We start from the raw sequence: 15,252 nt of genomic DNA on the forward strand, positions 1-15,252 counted from the left end.
AACGCGGCGCCATCGTCACGAGATGGGCCGATGGCAGGAGAGAAGCGATCCGATAAGGAGCGAATGGCGGGCCGCAATAGCGTGACGGCATTCCAGCGAAGCGGCTGAGAAATCCACGGTCCGCGACTCGATAAGAGGTCAGCAGCATGAGCGCTCTCCCCGGCAGCCGTGTCCTCCCCCTCGCCGGCTCCGCCATCCGCGCCTCCCGGGGGACGGGTTCCGCGCCGGCCGCCGCGGCCCGTGGCGGCAACACTCCGTGGGGGTAGAGGCCTCCCCCGCGCACGCGGCGTTGCCTCACCGTCACCACGAGGCCGGGACACACCGTCTCCGGCCTCATCGCACGTCAGAAATAGTCTGAATCAACTACCCGTTGTAGGACATCGAGCTATATACATCCTGTAATGCGGGATGTCATGGCGAGGGCCTGGCAAACAGCGCGAGAACGTCGGAAAGTCATCAGGGGATGCTGTAGCCCGGAAACACGTATAGTAGTACGATCCCGACATAAGTGGACATCGCCCCACGTGGGTAACCCATGCGCAAAAATATTCTCGTGCACGGCGGCCCGCCCGATCGACGGCGATGTCCAAGGAGGCGGATCTCCTGGAACCACGCACCTGTCACATGCTCGCACGGAGGGTGAGCGAACTTCCGGATGGGCCCGGGCTTTCGGCGAGGAGACGCAGGTGGAATTCGGGATTCTGGGGCCGCTTGAAGCGACCGCGGGCAGCCGCAGACTGGATCTGGGTGGGATCCGGCAGCAGATCGTCCTGGCGGTGCTGCTGCTGGACGCCGGCCGGGTGGTCACCATCGGCCGGCTCATGGAGGCGATCTACGGCGACGACCATCCGACGACGGCCCGCGCGCAGGTGCAGATCTGCATCTCGTCGCTGCGCCGCCTGTTCGCCGCCAACGGCAGCCCCGACCTCATCGCCACCCAGTCGCTCGGTTACGCGATCCAGGTGGCCCCCGACCAGATCGACATGCAGCAGTTCCACATCCTGGTACGACGGGCCCGCCGCGCCAAAGAGACACGCAACGCCAACGAGGCCATCAAGCACTACAGGGACGCCTTGGCGCTGTGGCGCGGCCCGGCGCTCGACGGCATCGACAGCCGCCTCGTGCAGTCGGCGGCCAGCCGGCTCACCGAGGAGCGCATCGCCGCGCACGAGGAGTGCGTCCAGCTGGAACTGGACCTCGGCCGGCACCACGAACTGGTCGGTGAGCTGAACGAGCTGGTGGACGAGCACCCCCTGCGCGAGCGGCTGCGGGGGCAGCTCATGACGGCGCTGTACCGCTCGGGACGCCAGGCCGAGGCACTGCAGGTGTACCGCGACGCCAGGCGCACGATGATCGACGAACTCGGCATCGAGCCGAACGAGCGGCTCCAGCAGCTCGAACACGCGATACTGACCTCCGACGAGAGCCTGGACCTCCCCGTCGCGCCACCCAAGGTGGAGCCGTCCGCGCCGCTCACGGTGCCGAACGTCCCCGGCATGCTCCCCACCGACATCGCCGACTTCACCGGCCGCACCAAGCAGATCGACGACATCCGGCAGCGCCTGATGCTGGCAGGAGAGGAGCGCTCACGGTTCGCGGTGCCGATCGTCGTCATCGTCGGCAAGCCCGGCGTCGGCAAGTCCACGATCGCGGTGCACGTGTCGCACCGCGTCGGCGAGCGGTTCCCCGACGGCCAGCTGTTCGCCAACCTGCACGGCGCCGCGTCCCGGCCGACCGGCCCCATGCAGGTGCTCGAACGTTTCCTGCGGGTCCTCGGCGTACCCGGCACCGGCATCCCGGACGGGCTGGAGGAGCGCGCCGAGATGTACCGCGCGCTGCTGGCCGACCGCCGCGTGCTGATCGTGCTCGACGACGCCGGCAGCGAGAGCCAGATCCTGCCGCTGCTGCCGGGCAACCCGGCGTCCGGTGTGATCATCACCAGCCGCAGCCGCCTCGCCGGGCTCGCCGGCGCCACCCACGTGGACGTCGACACCTTCGACGCCGACCAGTCGGTGGACCTGCTGACCCGCATCGCCGGCGCCGAACGGGTGCGGTCGGAGATGGAGGCGGCCGAGGCCCTGGCCGAGTTGTGCGGCCACCTGCCGCTGGCGCTGCGCATCGCGGGGGCCCGGCTGTCGGCCCGCCAGCACTGGAGCATCGAGCAGCTCGTGCACCGCCTCGAGGACGAGACCCGCAGGCTGGACGAGCTCAAGCACGGCGACATGGGGATCCGCGCCAGCATCTCCCTCACCTACGAGAGCGCCGGCGCCGACGCGCGGCGACTGTTCCGCCTGCTGACCATCCTCGACACCCAGGTGTTCTCCGCGTGGGTGACCGCCGCGCTGCTCGACCGGCCGCTCACCGATGCGCAGGACCTGCTGGACGACCTGGCCGACGCGCAGCTCATCGAGACCACAGGCGTCGGCCACGGCGTGCACAGCCAGTACCGGTTCCACGACCTGATCCGGGTGTTCGCGCGGGAACGCCTGGCCGCCGAGGAGACCCCCGAGGAACGCAACGCGGCCCTCGCGCGGGTGCTCGGCGGGCTGCTGTTCCTCGCCGAGGCCGCGCACCGGCGTGAGTACGGCGGCGACTACGTGCAGATCCACAGCTCCGCGCCGCGCTGGCCGCTGCCTCAGCGCCTGGTGGACCGTCTGGTCGCCTCCCCGTTGCAGTGGTACGAACGTGAACGCTCGACGCTGGTGTCCGGCATCCGCCAGGCGGCGCAGGCGGGGTTCGTGGAGCTGTGCTGGGACCTCGCGATCAGCTCGGTGACGCTGTTCGAGTCGCGGGTCTACCTGGACGACTGGCGCGAGACCCACGAGATCGCGCTCGCCACGGCGCGGCAGGCGGACGACAAGCGCGGCCAGGCCGCCATGCTGTACTCGCGCGGTTCGCTCTACATCACCCAGCAGCGCTTCGGCGACGCGCGCGGCGACTTCGAGGCGGCGGTGAGGCTGTTCCGCGACATCGGCGACACCCAGGGGGTCGCCCTGGTGATCAGGAACATCGGTTTCCTCGACCGGGTGAGCGGCCGGTTCGACGACGCCGAGGCACACTACAGACAGGCCCTGGACATCTTCCGCGCCAACGGCGACCAGGTGGCCTCGGCCTACGTCCTGCACAACCTGGCCCAGCTCCGCCTGGAGTTCGACGACCTGCCGGGTGCGCAACGGCTGCTCGCCGAGGCCCTGGACCTGAGCCGCAGCAGCGGCAGCCGCCGGGTGGAGGCCCAGGTGCTGCACCGCATCGGCCAGACCTACCTCCAGTCGGGCCAGTCGGCGCTCGCGGTGGAGGTGCTCAACGAGGCACTGCTGGTGGTGCGCAACATCGGTGACCCCACCGGCGAGGCGTACGTGCTGCACGGTCTCGGCGTCGCCCGGCTCCGGCGAGGGGAGCCGGCCGAGGCCGAGAGCGCGCTGCGCAGGTCGCTGATGCTCGCCGGCACCTCCAACGAGCAGCTCGTCGAGGCCCGCGTGCTGCTGGCCCTCGGCGAGCTGTGCATGAACAGGGAGGACGCCTCACAGGCCGTCATGTACTACGAACAGGCCCTGGCTCTGTTCGCCAAGATGCACATGCCGCTGCAACAGGCACGCACCCTGATCACCCTGAGCGACGCGCACAAGGAACTCGGCGACGACGACGCCGCGCGCGACGCTCTCAGCAGGGGCCTCGGTCTCACCGACCAGCTCGACCCCGTGGTGGCCGCGCAGATCCGCGACCAGCTCACCCACCTGATGCGCCGCTACGGCCACTGACCCCGGCGGCCCTCGTGTCAGCCCGCCGCGGCGCTCAGTGCGCGCGACGGGACGGGGGCCGGCGCCGTGGAGCCCCGGACCACCAGTTCGGGCTCGAACAGCAGCTCCTCGGGGTTCACCGAGCCGCCGTCGATCTGGCTGACCAGCAGCGTCACGGCGGCGCGGCCGATCGCCTCGATGGGCTGGCGCACCGTGGTCAGCGGGGGGTTGGTGGAGTTCATGAAGGACGAGTCGTCGAAGCCGACCACCGACACGTCCCCCGGCACCGACCTGCCGAGCCTGCGCACGGCGCGGATGGCGCCGAGCGCCAGGGGATCGCTGGCGCAGATCACGCCGGTCACACCGTCGCGGACCAGGCGGGTGGTGACCGCCTGGCCGCCTTCCAGCGAGAACAGGCTGTGCTCCACCAGGCCGGGCCCCGCCGGCAGGCCGGCCCGGTGCGCGGCGGCGGTGAACGCGGCGAGCTTGCGCCGCGACGGCATGTGGTCCTCCGGACCGATCACCAGCCCGATGCGCTCGTGACCGAGGGACGTCAGGTGGGTGTACGCCTGCTCCACGGCCACCGCGTCGTCGGTGGCGACGCAGGGGAAGCCGAGGTCCTCGGTGGCGGCGTTGACCAGCACCACGGGGAGGCGCAGCTCACGCAGGCGATGGTAGTGGTCGTGCGGCGCGTCGGCCTCGGCGTAGTTGCCACCGGAGAACACCATGCCGGAGACGTGCTGGTCGAGCAGCATGCCGACGTAGTCGGCCTCCGACAGGCTCCCCGCGGTGCGCGTGCACAGCACCGGCGTGAAACCGCGTTGCGCGAGAGCGCCGCCGAGCACCTCGGCGAGCGCCGGGAAGATCGGGTTCCCGAGGTCCGGCAGCACCAGCCCGACCAGCCGCGCGCGCTCCCCCCGCAACTGCGTGGGCCGCTCGTACCCGAGCACGTCGAGCGCGGTCAGCACGGCGGCCCGCGTGGCCTCGGACACCCCGGGCTTGCCGTTGAGCACCCGGCTGACCGTGGCCTCACTGACCCCGACCTTCTTCGCCACTTCCGCAAGTCGACGCGTCACACTGACATCATAAGGCAAGAAACACGCAAACCACTGACAGTGTCGGACAGTCGAGACACCGTCGTCGACGAGAAGCCCTTGCCGCCTGACCACTCCCCGACCGGCGGCACCTCACGTCCCAGCCAGGTACGGCGACGGTTCTCCATCCGATCCGGCCGACGGCAAGGCCTTGCGCCGCGGGAGACTGCAGCCATCGGCATGACCACGTAACCTGTTGGAAATATTACGCAACTCGGTCGCATTCTTGCAGCCAGCACGGTCTTGAGGAGGTGCGGCGGCACGAGATCCCACGGGGACGACCCGGCCGACGTGGGAGCTCCAGCGTTCCGGAGGTTCAGCGATACCGGGCCAGCGCTCGGTCGAGCGCCGCGAGTTCGTTCGGCACGACCACTCCGGGAAGCGCGGTGACCTCGGCGACGACGGACGCGTTGCCTCTCATGCACCGGATGTCCGATGTCCGCGGCAGACGCCACCGCAGGCCGTCCAGCGTCATCCCGCGTCCTCCGCCGGGGACGACGAGCGCGATCGTGGGGAGCGCCAGGTCCCGGCCTTCCGCCTCGTGCAGGGTGACGCCGACCACGGCGAGCCAGGGCGAGTCGACATCGGTCGTACCTTCCGGGCCGACGGTCAGCGTGAACCGGCCGTGCCGGCCCGACTCGACCAGGAAACGTGTCTCCCTGGTCAGCGTCCCCGGTATCTGCATGTCCTCCGGCACGGCGACGTCGTAGTCCGCCTCCACCGTCAACGGCCCTCCCAACTGGGAGCAGCCCTGCAACCGGTTCACGCGCTGCACGAGGACCGTCGCCGAGGTGACGTACGCCTCCCCGCTTCCCCTGTTGCGCAGCGATATGTCGACGACGGCACCCCGCGCGCCGGTGACGCGGCTGGTCCGCTCGCCGGCCTTCTCGGTCCCGCTCAGCCCGCCGACCACCGCGACGTCGACCGACGCGATCTCCAGCAGGGGATGCCGGTCGGTCTCGGCCTGCGCCGCGTCCGCCGCGCGCCGCGCGCTGACATCCGCCGACCAGGCGAAGTACAGCGACACGAGGCTGACCAGCAGCGCGGCCACGGCGAGCAGCGTGCCCGGCGAGAACCATCCCTCTCCCCGACGATCCCGCCGGGTCCCGTCGGCACCGTTGGCCCCGGCGACAGCACCACCGGCATGGCTGTCGCCACCTGCGGTCTCCCCGGCCCGGCCGGCCCCACCGGCCGGTCCGGCTCCGTGCGTGGCCGGTCTGTCAGGGCCGTCGCCAGAAGACCTGCGCCTCATCGCTCGATCACCCTTCCGGTGGCGATGTCGAGGGCTTGGATCCGGTCACCGCCGGGGTCGGTGTAGCCCGAGTAGGCGTAGAGGAGCCCGTGCGCCAGGGTCAGCCTGCTTCCCGGCTGCACCGTCGTGGTCCACAGCTCCGTACCGCTCACCGTGTCCACGGCGGTCACGTGGTTACGGTCGTCGTCGGTCGTCGCGTAGAGCACCCCGCCGCCGACGACGCCGGCGTCGAACCGGCGTGGCAGCGGCAGCGTCCATCTGACCCGGCCGGTCCGCCGGTCCAGGCCGAGCAGGTCGAACCGGCCGTCGGCGCGGCGCGCGATCAGTGAGGTGACCACGAGATCGCCGGCGATCCAGGTCTGCGGGCCGCCGCCGGTGTGCCGTGGCAGGGTCCAGCGGGTCGCGCCGGTGACCGGATCAAGGCCGCGCAGCCGGTCCAGGTCGGTGGTGACCAGCACCGACCGGTCGACGGCGGCCGGGGTCACGTAGCCGCGCCACCGCCTGCTCCACAGACGCCGGCCGTCGCGCACCCGGTGCGCGCTGATCTCGGTGGCCTCCGGCCAGGACGCGGCCACGAGGACGGCCTGGTCCAGAGAACGAGTGAACACCCCCGAAGCGCCGGGAAAGTCGCGGTCCCACACCGGCTGCCCGTCGGAGAGCCGCAGCACGGTCATCGCCTGCCCGTGGTCGTGCGAGACCGCGGCCAGCGGCCCCGCGAACTCGACGAAGGTCGTGCCGGGCCGCGGCAGCGTCCACGCGGCAGACCCGTCGGCGGCGTTCAACGCGCTGAGAGATGACTCCCCGGTGTACAGCAGCAGTCCGCCGCGACCGTGGATCGTCGGTACGGCCGCGCTCACCTGATGCCGCCACAGCGGCCGGCCGGTGGCCGCGTCGAGTGCGACGATCGTGGCGGCGGAGTCACCACGGGACAGGCACGCGATCACGCGGCCGTCGCCGGCGACCAGGTCCGTCGTGATCGTCGCCGGTCGCGAACCGGCCTCCTGGAACCGCCACAGCGGGCCGCCGGTCCGGCCGTCCACGGCCCGGACCACCCCGGAGTCCTCGCCGAAGCACAGCGCCGATCCGACCGGCACCAGGATGTCTCCCAGATAGCTGATCCGGGCCCTGACCGGCCACATGATCTCACCTGCGCCGGTACCGCCGGTACCCCCGGCAGGGCCTGTGCCGGTCGGCGGCGTGGCCGGTGTGCCGGTGCGCGAGCGCCAGAGCACCAGGCCGCCTGCTCCGGCCGCGATCGCGACGGCGCCGGCCGTCAACGTGCGTCGCGAGACGCCGGGTCCGCGTGATCTCTCCCCGTCGTCTCGGGGTAATCGGTCCTTCTCCACCCCGTCCCCCTTCTCACCCGGCGCCGGCGGCCCGGACAGGTCGGAGGCGCGATCGGTGCTGCGGTGAGTCAGAGGCATTGTGGCAGGGGACGCCGCGCCGCGCGCGGCATTATCGATCTCTCGTCAGCCGGGGTGCCGCGGTCGCGGCTGGAGGCGGTTGAGGCGGAGCGCGAGCTGGATCTCCAGGGTGCGGGAGGGGGTCTGCCAGGTGTCGCCGAGCAGGTGGGTGACGCGGTCGAGGCGCTGGGTGACGGTGTTGACGTGGATGTGGAGGCGTTCGGCGGTGCGGGTCAGGGCGGCGCCTGAGTCGAAGTACGTCTCCAGGGTGCGCACCAGGGAGGTGCCGCGGCGGCGGTCGTAGGCGAGGACGGGGCCGATGACGGAGTCGAGGAAACCGGTGACGTCGCGGTCGCCGCCGAGGAGGAGGCCGACGAAGCCGAGTTCGTCGGCGCTCGCGCCGTCGCCGGCGCGGCCGAGTGACACCAGGGCCTCGGCGCAGCGGCACGCCTCGCCGTAGGCGGCGGCGACGGCGGCGGGGCCGCGGACCGGGCCGGCCGCGCCGGCGGTGACGGGGATGCCGAGCGCGGCGCCGAGTTCGCGTGACACGCGCCGGGCCGCGGCGCCGGGGTCCTCGCCGGGGAGCAGCAGGATGGTCTCCTCGGCGCGCGCGGCCACCAGTCCGTGCCTGGAGGCGGCGTCGGCGGAGGCCCAGAAGGCGGTGCGGCCGCTCGACGCCTGGTCGGCGGCGCCGTGCCGGGCCACGACGAGCACGTGGGGTGCGTCGAGGTCCACGCCGAGCAGCCGTGCGCGTCCGTACAGCGCGTCGGAGCGCAGGTCGCGACCGGTGAGCAGGTCGTCGAGCAGTTCGCCGCGGACCCGGCCCTCGGCCGCGGCGGCGGTGCGGCGGAACAGCAGCAGCAGCGCGGTGACCAGCGCGGCGCGTTCCAGGATGCGCTGGTCGGTGCCGGACACCTCGCCGGCGGCGCGCAGCACCAGCGTGCCGAGGATCTCGGTGCCGGAGGCGACCGACGTCACCCACAGGTCGCCGCGCCGCACGGTGCGGCCGAGTCCGCGCGAGGCGGCGGCCGCCTCGGCGACCTCCGCCTCGTCCAGGTCGCCGACGGTCCCGACGGCGGCGAGCCGGCGGCCGTCGGCGTCGAGCACGATGAGCGCGCCGCCGAGGATGTCGGTGACGACGGCCGCGACGTCCTCCACCCCGCCGCCGCGCACCACAAGGCCCGTCATGCGGTCGTGGGCCTGCGCCGCGCGTTCCACCGCCGCGCTGCGCGCCTGGATGAGCCGGTTGGCGGCGCTCAGCTCGCCGAGCGCGGTACGGGTCTCCTCCAGCAGGCGCGCGTTGTCCAGGGCCACGGCGGCGTGCGCGGCGAGCGAGCCGAGCAGCGTGACCTCTTCCTGCGCGAAGGGCCTCGCGCTGCGGTTGGCGGCGAACAGCACCCCGATGATCTGCGCGCCGAGGCGCATCGGCACCCCGAGGATGGCGACGAGTGCCTCCTCCTTGACGGCGATGTCGATGTGGGCCCGGTGCCGGAACCGCTCGTCGGCGAAGTAGTCGGGGCTGGCGTACGGGTGGCCGGTCTGCGCGACCAGGCCGCCGAGCCCGGCCCCCATCGGCAGCCGCAGCCCGCGGAACGCCGCCGACACCGAGCCGTCGGTGACCCGCATGTAGGTGTCGCCTTTGTCCGGGTCGTGCAGCGTCATGTAGGAGATGTCGGCGCGCAGCAGCCGTCTGGCCCTGCGGACGATGGCTTCGAGCACCGCGCCGACGTCACGCAGACCCGCGAGGTCGCCGGCCGTCTCGAACAGCGCTGACAGCTCGGCCTCGCGCCTCGCGCGGTGTTCGAGCAGCGCGCGCACGCGCAGCGCGGCCACCTTGGCCCGGTCGAGCTCGGCCAGCACCTCCGGCGCCGCGCCGGCCGCGCGTGCCTCGACGAGCGGGGCCTCGAACTCGACCGGCGGCGCCTCCCTGGCGAGCAGGTCGAGAAAGACGGTGCAGGTCATGGGATTCATTGTCCCCCTGGTCACAGATCGCCCCCGGTCCCCCGCGCTAGTGGGCCGTCCAGCCGCCGTCGATGGTCAGCGAAGCCCCGGTGATCATGGACGCCTGGGGGGAGCAGAGGTACGCCACCGCCTCGGCCACCTCGCCGGGCTCGATGAGACGGCGGATGGCGGCCGGCGCCAGCATGACGTCCCGCACCACCTGCTCAGGCGCGAGACCGTGCACGCGGGCCTGGTCGTCGATCTGCCGCTCCACCAGCGGCGTGCGGACGTAGGCGGGGTTGACGCAGTTGGAGGTGACGCCGTGCGGCGCGCCTTCCAGCGCGACCACCTTGGACATGCCTTCCAGCGCGTGCTTGGCGGTCACGTAGGCCACCTTGTACGGCGAGGCGCGCAGGCCGTGCACCGAGGAGATGTTCACCACCCGGCCGTAGCCCCGCTCGTACATGCCGGGCAGCACCCGGCGCAGCAGCCGGAACGGCGCCTCCACCATGATCCGCGTGATGGCGGCGAACGTCTCCGGCGGGAAGTCCTCGATCGGCGCGACGTGCTGGAACCCGGCGTTGTTCACGAGGATGTCCACGCCGGTCAGGTCGAGCGACTCCACCGCCGCCATGTCGGTCAGGTCGGCGGCCATCGCCTCCCCGCCGATCTCCGCAGCCGCCTGCCGTGCGAGGTCCGCGCGGACGTCCACGACGACGACCCGCGCACCCGCGCCGGCCAGCCGGCGCGCGCAGGCCAGCCCGATGCCTCCCGCGCCACCGGTCACCAAGGCCCGGCGGCCGGTGAGGCCGGCCTCCGCCTCGGCGGTCACGCTCGTTGAAACCACGGCTGATGCTCCTAGAGAGGTACGGGAACGCGATCGTCGAGAGGTGCCGGCCGTGCCGTCACACCGGTGAGCCGACGCCGGTCGGCGCGGGAGCGCCGTCGGGTTCACCCGCGGCGGACGGCGGTCCTCCCGGCCGCCTGGCCCGGTCCTGGACCAGGTGGCGCGCCGTTCCCCAGATCCCTCTGCGGAACACCAAGACGATGATCACGAAGATGGTGCCGGTGACGATGCCGATGCCCTCGAAGCCGGACGTCACCAGGTAGTCGTTGAGCAGCACCACGAGGGCCGCGCCGAGCGCGCCGCCCCACAGCGTGCCGATGCCGCCGAGGACGACCATCATCACGACCTGCCCCGAGGTGGTCCAGTAGACGCTCTCCAGTGAGGCGAAGCCGTGGCCGAGCGCGAACACGCCGCCGGCGAGACCGGACAGCAGGGCCGACAGCACGAAGGCCAGCAGCTTGTAGCGCTGCACGGGATAACCGAGCGCCTGCGCGCGCGCCGGGTTGTCGCGCACCGACATCAGCACGCGGCCGAACGGCGACCGCACGATCCGCCACGCCGCGAGTAAGCCGAGCAGCACCAGCGGAAGCGCGGCGTGGTAGAAGACGAACGAGTCCGACAGGTCCAGACCGGCCAGTTCGCGCGGCACGCCTTGCAGGCCGTTCTCGCCACCGGTCAGATCGCGCCACTGGTTGACCACGAAGTAGATCATCTGAGCGAACGCCAGCGTCACCATGGCGAAGTAGATGCCGCGCAGCCGCACCGACAGGTACCCCACCGGTACGGCGAGCACCGCCGCGAACAGCGCGCCGCCGAGCACCGCCAGCGGGAACGGCAGCCCCGCGCGCAGCGCGAGGAGCCCCGCGACGTACGCCGAGGAGCCCCAGAACGCGGCGTGGCCGAACGACAGCAGGCCGGTGAAGCCGAGCAACAGGTCCAGCGCGGCGGCGAACAGGGCCCAGCAGATGATGTCCAGCGCGACCGGCGGGTAGATCATCCAGGGGAGCGCGAGCACGGCCACCAGGCCGGCGGCGAGCAGGAGCGGCCGTGCGGCCAGCCGGGAGAGGATCACGACAGCGCCTCCTCGCGTCCGAACAGGCCGGCCGGCCGCCACAGCAGCACGGCGGCCATGAGGATGAAGACCATGGTCTGCGACAACGCGGGGACGTACAGGTTGCCGAGCGCGGAGACGAGCCCGATCGCGAAACCCGCGGTCACCGACCCGAAGATCGCCCCGAGGCCGCCGATGACGACCACCGCGAACACCGTGATGATCAGGTCGGCCCCCATCAGGGGGTTGACCGCGCGCATGGGTGCGGCGAGCACCCCGGCGAACCCGGCGAGCGCGATGCCGAAGCCGAACACCGGGGTCACCCAGCGGCCGACGTCCACGCCGAGCGCGCGGGTCAGTTCCGGCCGCTCGGTGGCGGCGCGCACGATCATGCCGGCCCGGGTGCGGGTCAGCACCAGCCACACGGCCGCGCACAGCACGAGCGACACCGCGAGCACGAACACCTGGTAGGCGGGGTAGGTGAACAGCCCGAGGTCCACCGTGCCGTCCAGCAGCGCGGGCCTCGGGTACGGCTGGGACTGCACGCCGTACCTCCGTTTGACGAGGTCCTGCAGGATCAGCGCCAGGCCGAAGGTGAACAGGAAGTTGTACAGCGGGTCCAGCGGCGTGAGCCTGCGGACGAACAGTCGTTCCAGCAGCACGCCGACCAGGCCGAGCGCCAGGGGCACGACGGCCAGGGAGACCCAGAAGTTCACGCCGTAGGAGTCGAGCAGCACGTACGACCCGAACGCACCCAGCATGTAGAAGGCACCGTGGGCGAAGTTGACGACGCCGAGCATGCCGAAGATGACGGCGAGGCCGAGGGCGAGCATGGCGTAGAAGGCGCCGCCGACCAGGCCGTTGAACGCCTGTTGGAGCACGGTGACCTCCGAGGGGTAGCCCCGGCGCGCCGCCTCGCGGTGGCGCGCCGGGAGGGGGATCAGAGCTTGCAGGCCGGGTCGGCCGGCTGGAACGCCTGGTCGGCGGGGATGGTGCTGAGAATCTTCTCGTAATCCCACGGCTCGGTGACCTCGGCGGACGGCTTGACCTGCGCGAGGTGCACGTCGTGCAGCAGCAGGTGGTCCTGCGCGCGGATGCTGCCGTTGCGCGCGAAGACGTCCTCGAACGTGTGGCCCTCCAGTTGCTTCACCACCGCGTCGGCGCCGTCGGTGCCGGCGCGCTGCACGGCCTCCAGGTACTGCAGGGCCGCGGAGTAGTTAGCGGCGTTGGGGAAGCTCGGCCGTTTGCCGGCGACGCTCTGGAACTTGTCGGCCCACGCGCGGTTCTCCGGCGAGCCGTTCCAGTACCACGCCTCGGTGAACTTGGTCCCGGCCAGCGCGTCGGGGCCGAGGGAGTGGATGTCGGTGATGAACATCAGCCCGACCGCGAGCCCGATGCCCTTGTCGCGCAGCTTGTACTCGTTGTACTGCTTGACCAGGTTGACCAGGTCACCGCCGGCCTGCATGGTGCCGAGCACCTCGGGCTTCGGGTCCAGGCCGGGGGCCTTGAGCAGGAACGTCGAGAAGTTGTCGTTGGGGAACGGCGCCGGGTCGCTCGTCACGACCGTGCCGCCGGCGCCTTGCACGGCGGCGGTGAAGTTCTTCTGCATGTCCTGGCCGAACGCGTAGTCGGGGTAGACGATGTACCAGTTCTTCGCGCCGTCCTTGGTCACCGTGGCGCCGGTGCCGTGCGCCAGCATGTACGTGTTGTAGCCGTAGTGGAAGGTGTACTTGTTGCACTGCGCGCCTTCCAGCTCGGTGGTGGCGGCGCCGATGTCCATGAAGATCTTCTTCTTGGCCTTGGCGACACCGGCGACCGCGAGCGCGGCGGCCGACGACGGCACGTCCAGGATGAGGTCGGCGCGCTGCCGGTCGTACAGCTCCTGGGCCTTGGAGTTGGCGACCTCCGGCTTGTTCTGGTGGTCGGCCGACAGCACCTCGACGTCCGTGGCGACGGCCTTGTCGCCGTACTTGGCCTTGTAGTCGGCGACGGCCATCTTGACGGCCTCGACGCTGCTCTTGCCCGACAGGTCGGCGTAGATCCCCGACTGGTCGTTCAGGACGGCCAGCACGACCTTCCCGTCGCTGATCCCGCCGGCGCTCCCCCCGGCGCCGGGTCCGCCGGCGCACCCGGCGATCGTGACTCCTGCCGCGGCCACGGCGGCGGCCGCTCGGCCCAGAGCTCTCATGTGCTGTTCTCCTGTCCGGTTCTTCGTCGAAGCGGGGGTCAGATGCCGAGGTAGGTGAGCAGCTCGTGCTCCCTGGCCCGCATCTGGTCGTTGTCGAGGGACTCCACGACCCGTCCCTCGGCGATCAGGTAGTGGCGGTCGGCCACGGTGGCGGCGAAGTGGACGTTCTGCTCGATCAGCAGGACGGTGCCGCCTTCGCGCCTGACCTCGCGCAGGATGTCGCCGATCTGCCGCACGATCAGCGGCGACAGGCCCTCGGTGGGTTCGTCGCACAGCAGCAGCCGGGCCCCGGTGCGCAGCACCCGGGCCAGCGCGAGCATCTGCTGCTCGCCACCCGACAGCTTGGTGCCGGGGAACGAGCGCCGTTCCCGCAGCCGGGGGAAGGTCTCGTACACCTTGGCGAGCGGCCACGGCCGCGGGCCGGTGACGGGGGGCAGCGTCAGGTTCTCCTCGACGGTGAGCGTGGCGTACACCCCGCGGTCGTCCGGCACGTACCCGAGGCCGCGCCGCGCGCGTCTGTGCGCCGGCAGCCGGGTGACGTCCGCGCCGAGGAACTCCACGGTTCCCGCGAAGCGGGCCTGCAGGCCCATGAGGCAGCGCAGCAGCGTGGTCTTCCCCGCGCCGTTGCGGCCGACCAGCGTGACGATCTCGCCTTCGCCGACCTCCAGCGACACCTCACGCAGGACCTGCGCCTCGCCGTACCAGGCGGACAGGCCGCGGGTGGACAGCAGCGGAGCGTCAGTCCTCGGCATGAGCGTCTCCCAGGTAGGCGGCGACGACCCGGGGGTCGTGGCGGATCTCGGCGTACGGCCCCTCGGCCAGCACCCGGCCGCTCTGCAGCACGGTCACCCGGTCGGCGAGGCCGGCCACGACGTTCATGTTGTGCTCGACCATGACGACGGTGCGGCCGGCGCGTACCGCGCGGATCAGCTCCACGGTGCGGTCCACGTCCTCGGCCCCCATGCCGGCGGTCGGCTCGTCCAGCAGCAGCACCTTGGGGTCGAGGGCCAGGGCGAGCGCCAGCTCCAGCGCGCGCTTGTGGCCGTAGGCGAGGGTGCCGGCCGGAGTGGCGGCGTGACCGGCCAGCCCGACCTCGCCGAGCAGGTCCATGGCGCGTGCGCGGTGGCGGTCGAGCAGCCGGTCCGAGCGCCAGAACCGCCAGGTGACGCCGGTGGGTCCCGCGAGGGCCAGTTCGACGTGCTCACGGGGGGTCATCTGCGGGAACAGGCTGGTGATCTGGAACGACCTGGCGACGCCGAGCCGCGCGACCTGCTCGGGCCGCCGGCCGGCCAGTTCGTGCGGGCCGAGCGTGATACGGCCGGCGGTGGGGGTGAGGAAGCCGGTCAGCAGGTTGAACAGCGTGGTCTTCCCCGCGCCGTTCGGGCCGACCAGCGCGTGCACGCTGCCTTCCGCGACGTCCAGGTCGACGCCGTCGACGGCGCGGAAGCCGCGGAACTCCTTGGTCAGACCCCGTGCGCACAGGACCGGACCGTCCATGGGGGCCTCCTCGTCTCGATGGGTTTCGTCCAGATCACCCCGGGGTGAACGGACGATGTCGTCGTGCCGGGGACACTAGGTGAGACCGGAACAAGGTTCCATGTGGACCGACCACACTTTCCATCGGCCGACCATGACTTCTGCACACACAGAGCCCAGGTCGGCGAGGCAACACGCATCTCATGGCCGGCGCATGTGGGTCCCCCACGTACGGCACCGGGCACGGCGTCCGGCGCACGGCG

At 71.7% G+C, this 15,252-nt stretch carries 11 protein-coding genes; 1 reads left to right on the top strand and 10 read right to left on the bottom strand.

Annotation, left to right across the window (positions count from 1 at the left end):
* Positions 1 to 686: 686 nt before the first annotated feature.
* Positions 687 to 3,758: a BTAD domain-containing putative transcriptional regulator gene (locus BJ992_RS17450; protein ID WP_184982295.1), complete on the top strand. Its 3,072-nt coding sequence runs from the start codon at positions 687 to 689 to the stop codon at positions 3,756 to 3,758.
* 17 nt (positions 3,759 to 3,775) lie between these two features.
* On the opposite strand, the gene BJ992_RS17455 is transcribed toward BJ992_RS17450, so the two are convergent.
* The 10 genes from BJ992_RS17455 to BJ992_RS17500 form a co-directional block, all read right to left on the bottom strand.
* The gene (locus BJ992_RS17455) at positions 3,776 to 4,813 is read right to left on the bottom strand and encodes a substrate-binding domain-containing protein (RefSeq protein WP_184982297.1); all 1,038 of its coding nucleotides are present in this window, start codon (positions 4,811 to 4,813) and stop codon (positions 3,776 to 3,778) included.
* Between the two features lie 334 nt (positions 4,814 to 5,147).
* Positions 5,148 to 5,882, bottom strand: coding sequence for a hypothetical protein (locus BJ992_RS17460; RefSeq protein ID WP_184982299.1), 735 nt, complete (start codon positions 5,880 to 5,882; stop codon positions 5,148 to 5,150).
* Between the two features lie 197 nt (positions 5,883 to 6,079).
* Positions 6,080 to 7,507 carry a PQQ-like beta-propeller repeat protein gene (locus tag BJ992_RS17465; protein ID WP_184982301.1) on the bottom strand — a complete coding sequence of 476 codons (1,428 nt, stop codon included), beginning with the start codon at positions 7,505 to 7,507 and terminating at the stop codon, positions 6,080 to 6,082.
* Positions 7,508 to 7,552: 45 nt separating this feature from the next.
* Positions 7,553 to 9,448, bottom strand: a complete 1,896-nt coding sequence (locus tag BJ992_RS17470; protein WP_246496682.1) for a helix-turn-helix domain-containing protein — start codon at positions 9,446 to 9,448, stop codon at positions 7,553 to 7,555.
* A 46-nt stretch (positions 9,449 to 9,494) separates the two neighbouring features.
* Entirely contained in the window at positions 9,495 to 10,274 is a 780-nt protein-coding gene (locus BJ992_RS17475; protein WP_184982305.1) for a 3-hydroxybutyrate dehydrogenase, read from the bottom strand.
* Positions 10,275 to 10,332: 58 nt separating this feature from the next.
* On the bottom strand, positions 10,333 to 11,346 hold the full coding sequence (locus BJ992_RS17480) for an ABC transporter permease subunit (protein ID WP_221474871.1): 1,014 nt from the start codon (positions 11,344 to 11,346) through the stop codon (positions 10,333 to 10,335).
* Positions 11,343 to 12,206, bottom strand: coding sequence for an ABC transporter permease subunit (locus BJ992_RS17485; protein ID WP_184982307.1), 864 nt, complete (start codon positions 12,204 to 12,206; stop codon positions 11,343 to 11,345). Before BJ992_RS17485 ends, BJ992_RS17480 begins: the two co-directional genes overlap by 4 nt.
* Positions 12,207 to 12,265: 59 nt before the next feature.
* A complete protein-coding gene (locus BJ992_RS17490) occupies positions 12,266 to 13,513 on the bottom strand; it encodes an ABC transporter substrate-binding protein (protein ID WP_184982309.1) in 1,248 nt (415 codons plus the stop codon).
* A 38-nt stretch (positions 13,514 to 13,551) separates the two neighbouring features.
* The gene (locus tag BJ992_RS17495) at positions 13,552 to 14,265 is read right to left on the bottom strand and encodes an ABC transporter ATP-binding protein (protein WP_184982311.1); all 714 of its coding nucleotides are present in this window, start codon (positions 14,263 to 14,265) and stop codon (positions 13,552 to 13,554) included.
* Positions 14,252 to 15,010 (bottom strand): ABC transporter ATP-binding protein, encoded by a 759-nt coding sequence (locus tag BJ992_RS17500; RefSeq protein WP_184982313.1) that lies wholly within the window; start codon positions 15,008 to 15,010, stop codon positions 14,252 to 14,254. The genes BJ992_RS17495 and BJ992_RS17500 overlap by 14 nt, the downstream gene beginning before the upstream one ends.
* Between the last annotated feature and the right edge of the window lie 242 nt (positions 15,011 to 15,252).

The sequence above is a fragment of the Sphaerisporangium rubeum genome, assembly GCF_014207705.1.
Taxonomy (GTDB): Bacteria; Actinomycetota; Actinomycetes; order Streptosporangiales; family Streptosporangiaceae; genus Sphaerisporangium; species Sphaerisporangium rubeum.

Excerpts from the sequence above, each read along its gene's own strand:
- BJ992_RS17470 (WP_246496682.1), bottom strand. The coding sequence starts at position 9,448 with ATGACCTGCACCGTCTTTCTCGACCTGCTCGCCAGGGAGGCGCCGCCG.
- BJ992_RS17490 (WP_184982309.1), bottom strand. The coding sequence starts at position 13,513 with ATGAGAGCTCTGGGCCGAGCGGCCGCCGCCGTGGCCGCGGCAGGAGTC.
- BJ992_RS17465 (WP_184982301.1), bottom strand. The coding sequence starts at position 7,507 with ATGCCTCTGACTCACCGCAGCACCGATCGCGCCTCCGACCTGTCCGGG.
- BJ992_RS17500 (WP_184982313.1), bottom strand. The coding sequence starts at position 15,010 with ATGGACGGTCCGGTCCTGTGCGCACGGGGTCTGACCAAGGAGTTCCGC.
- BJ992_RS17495 (WP_184982311.1), bottom strand. The coding sequence starts at position 14,265 with ATGCCGAGGACTGACGCTCCGCTGCTGTCCACCCGCGGCCTGTCCGCC.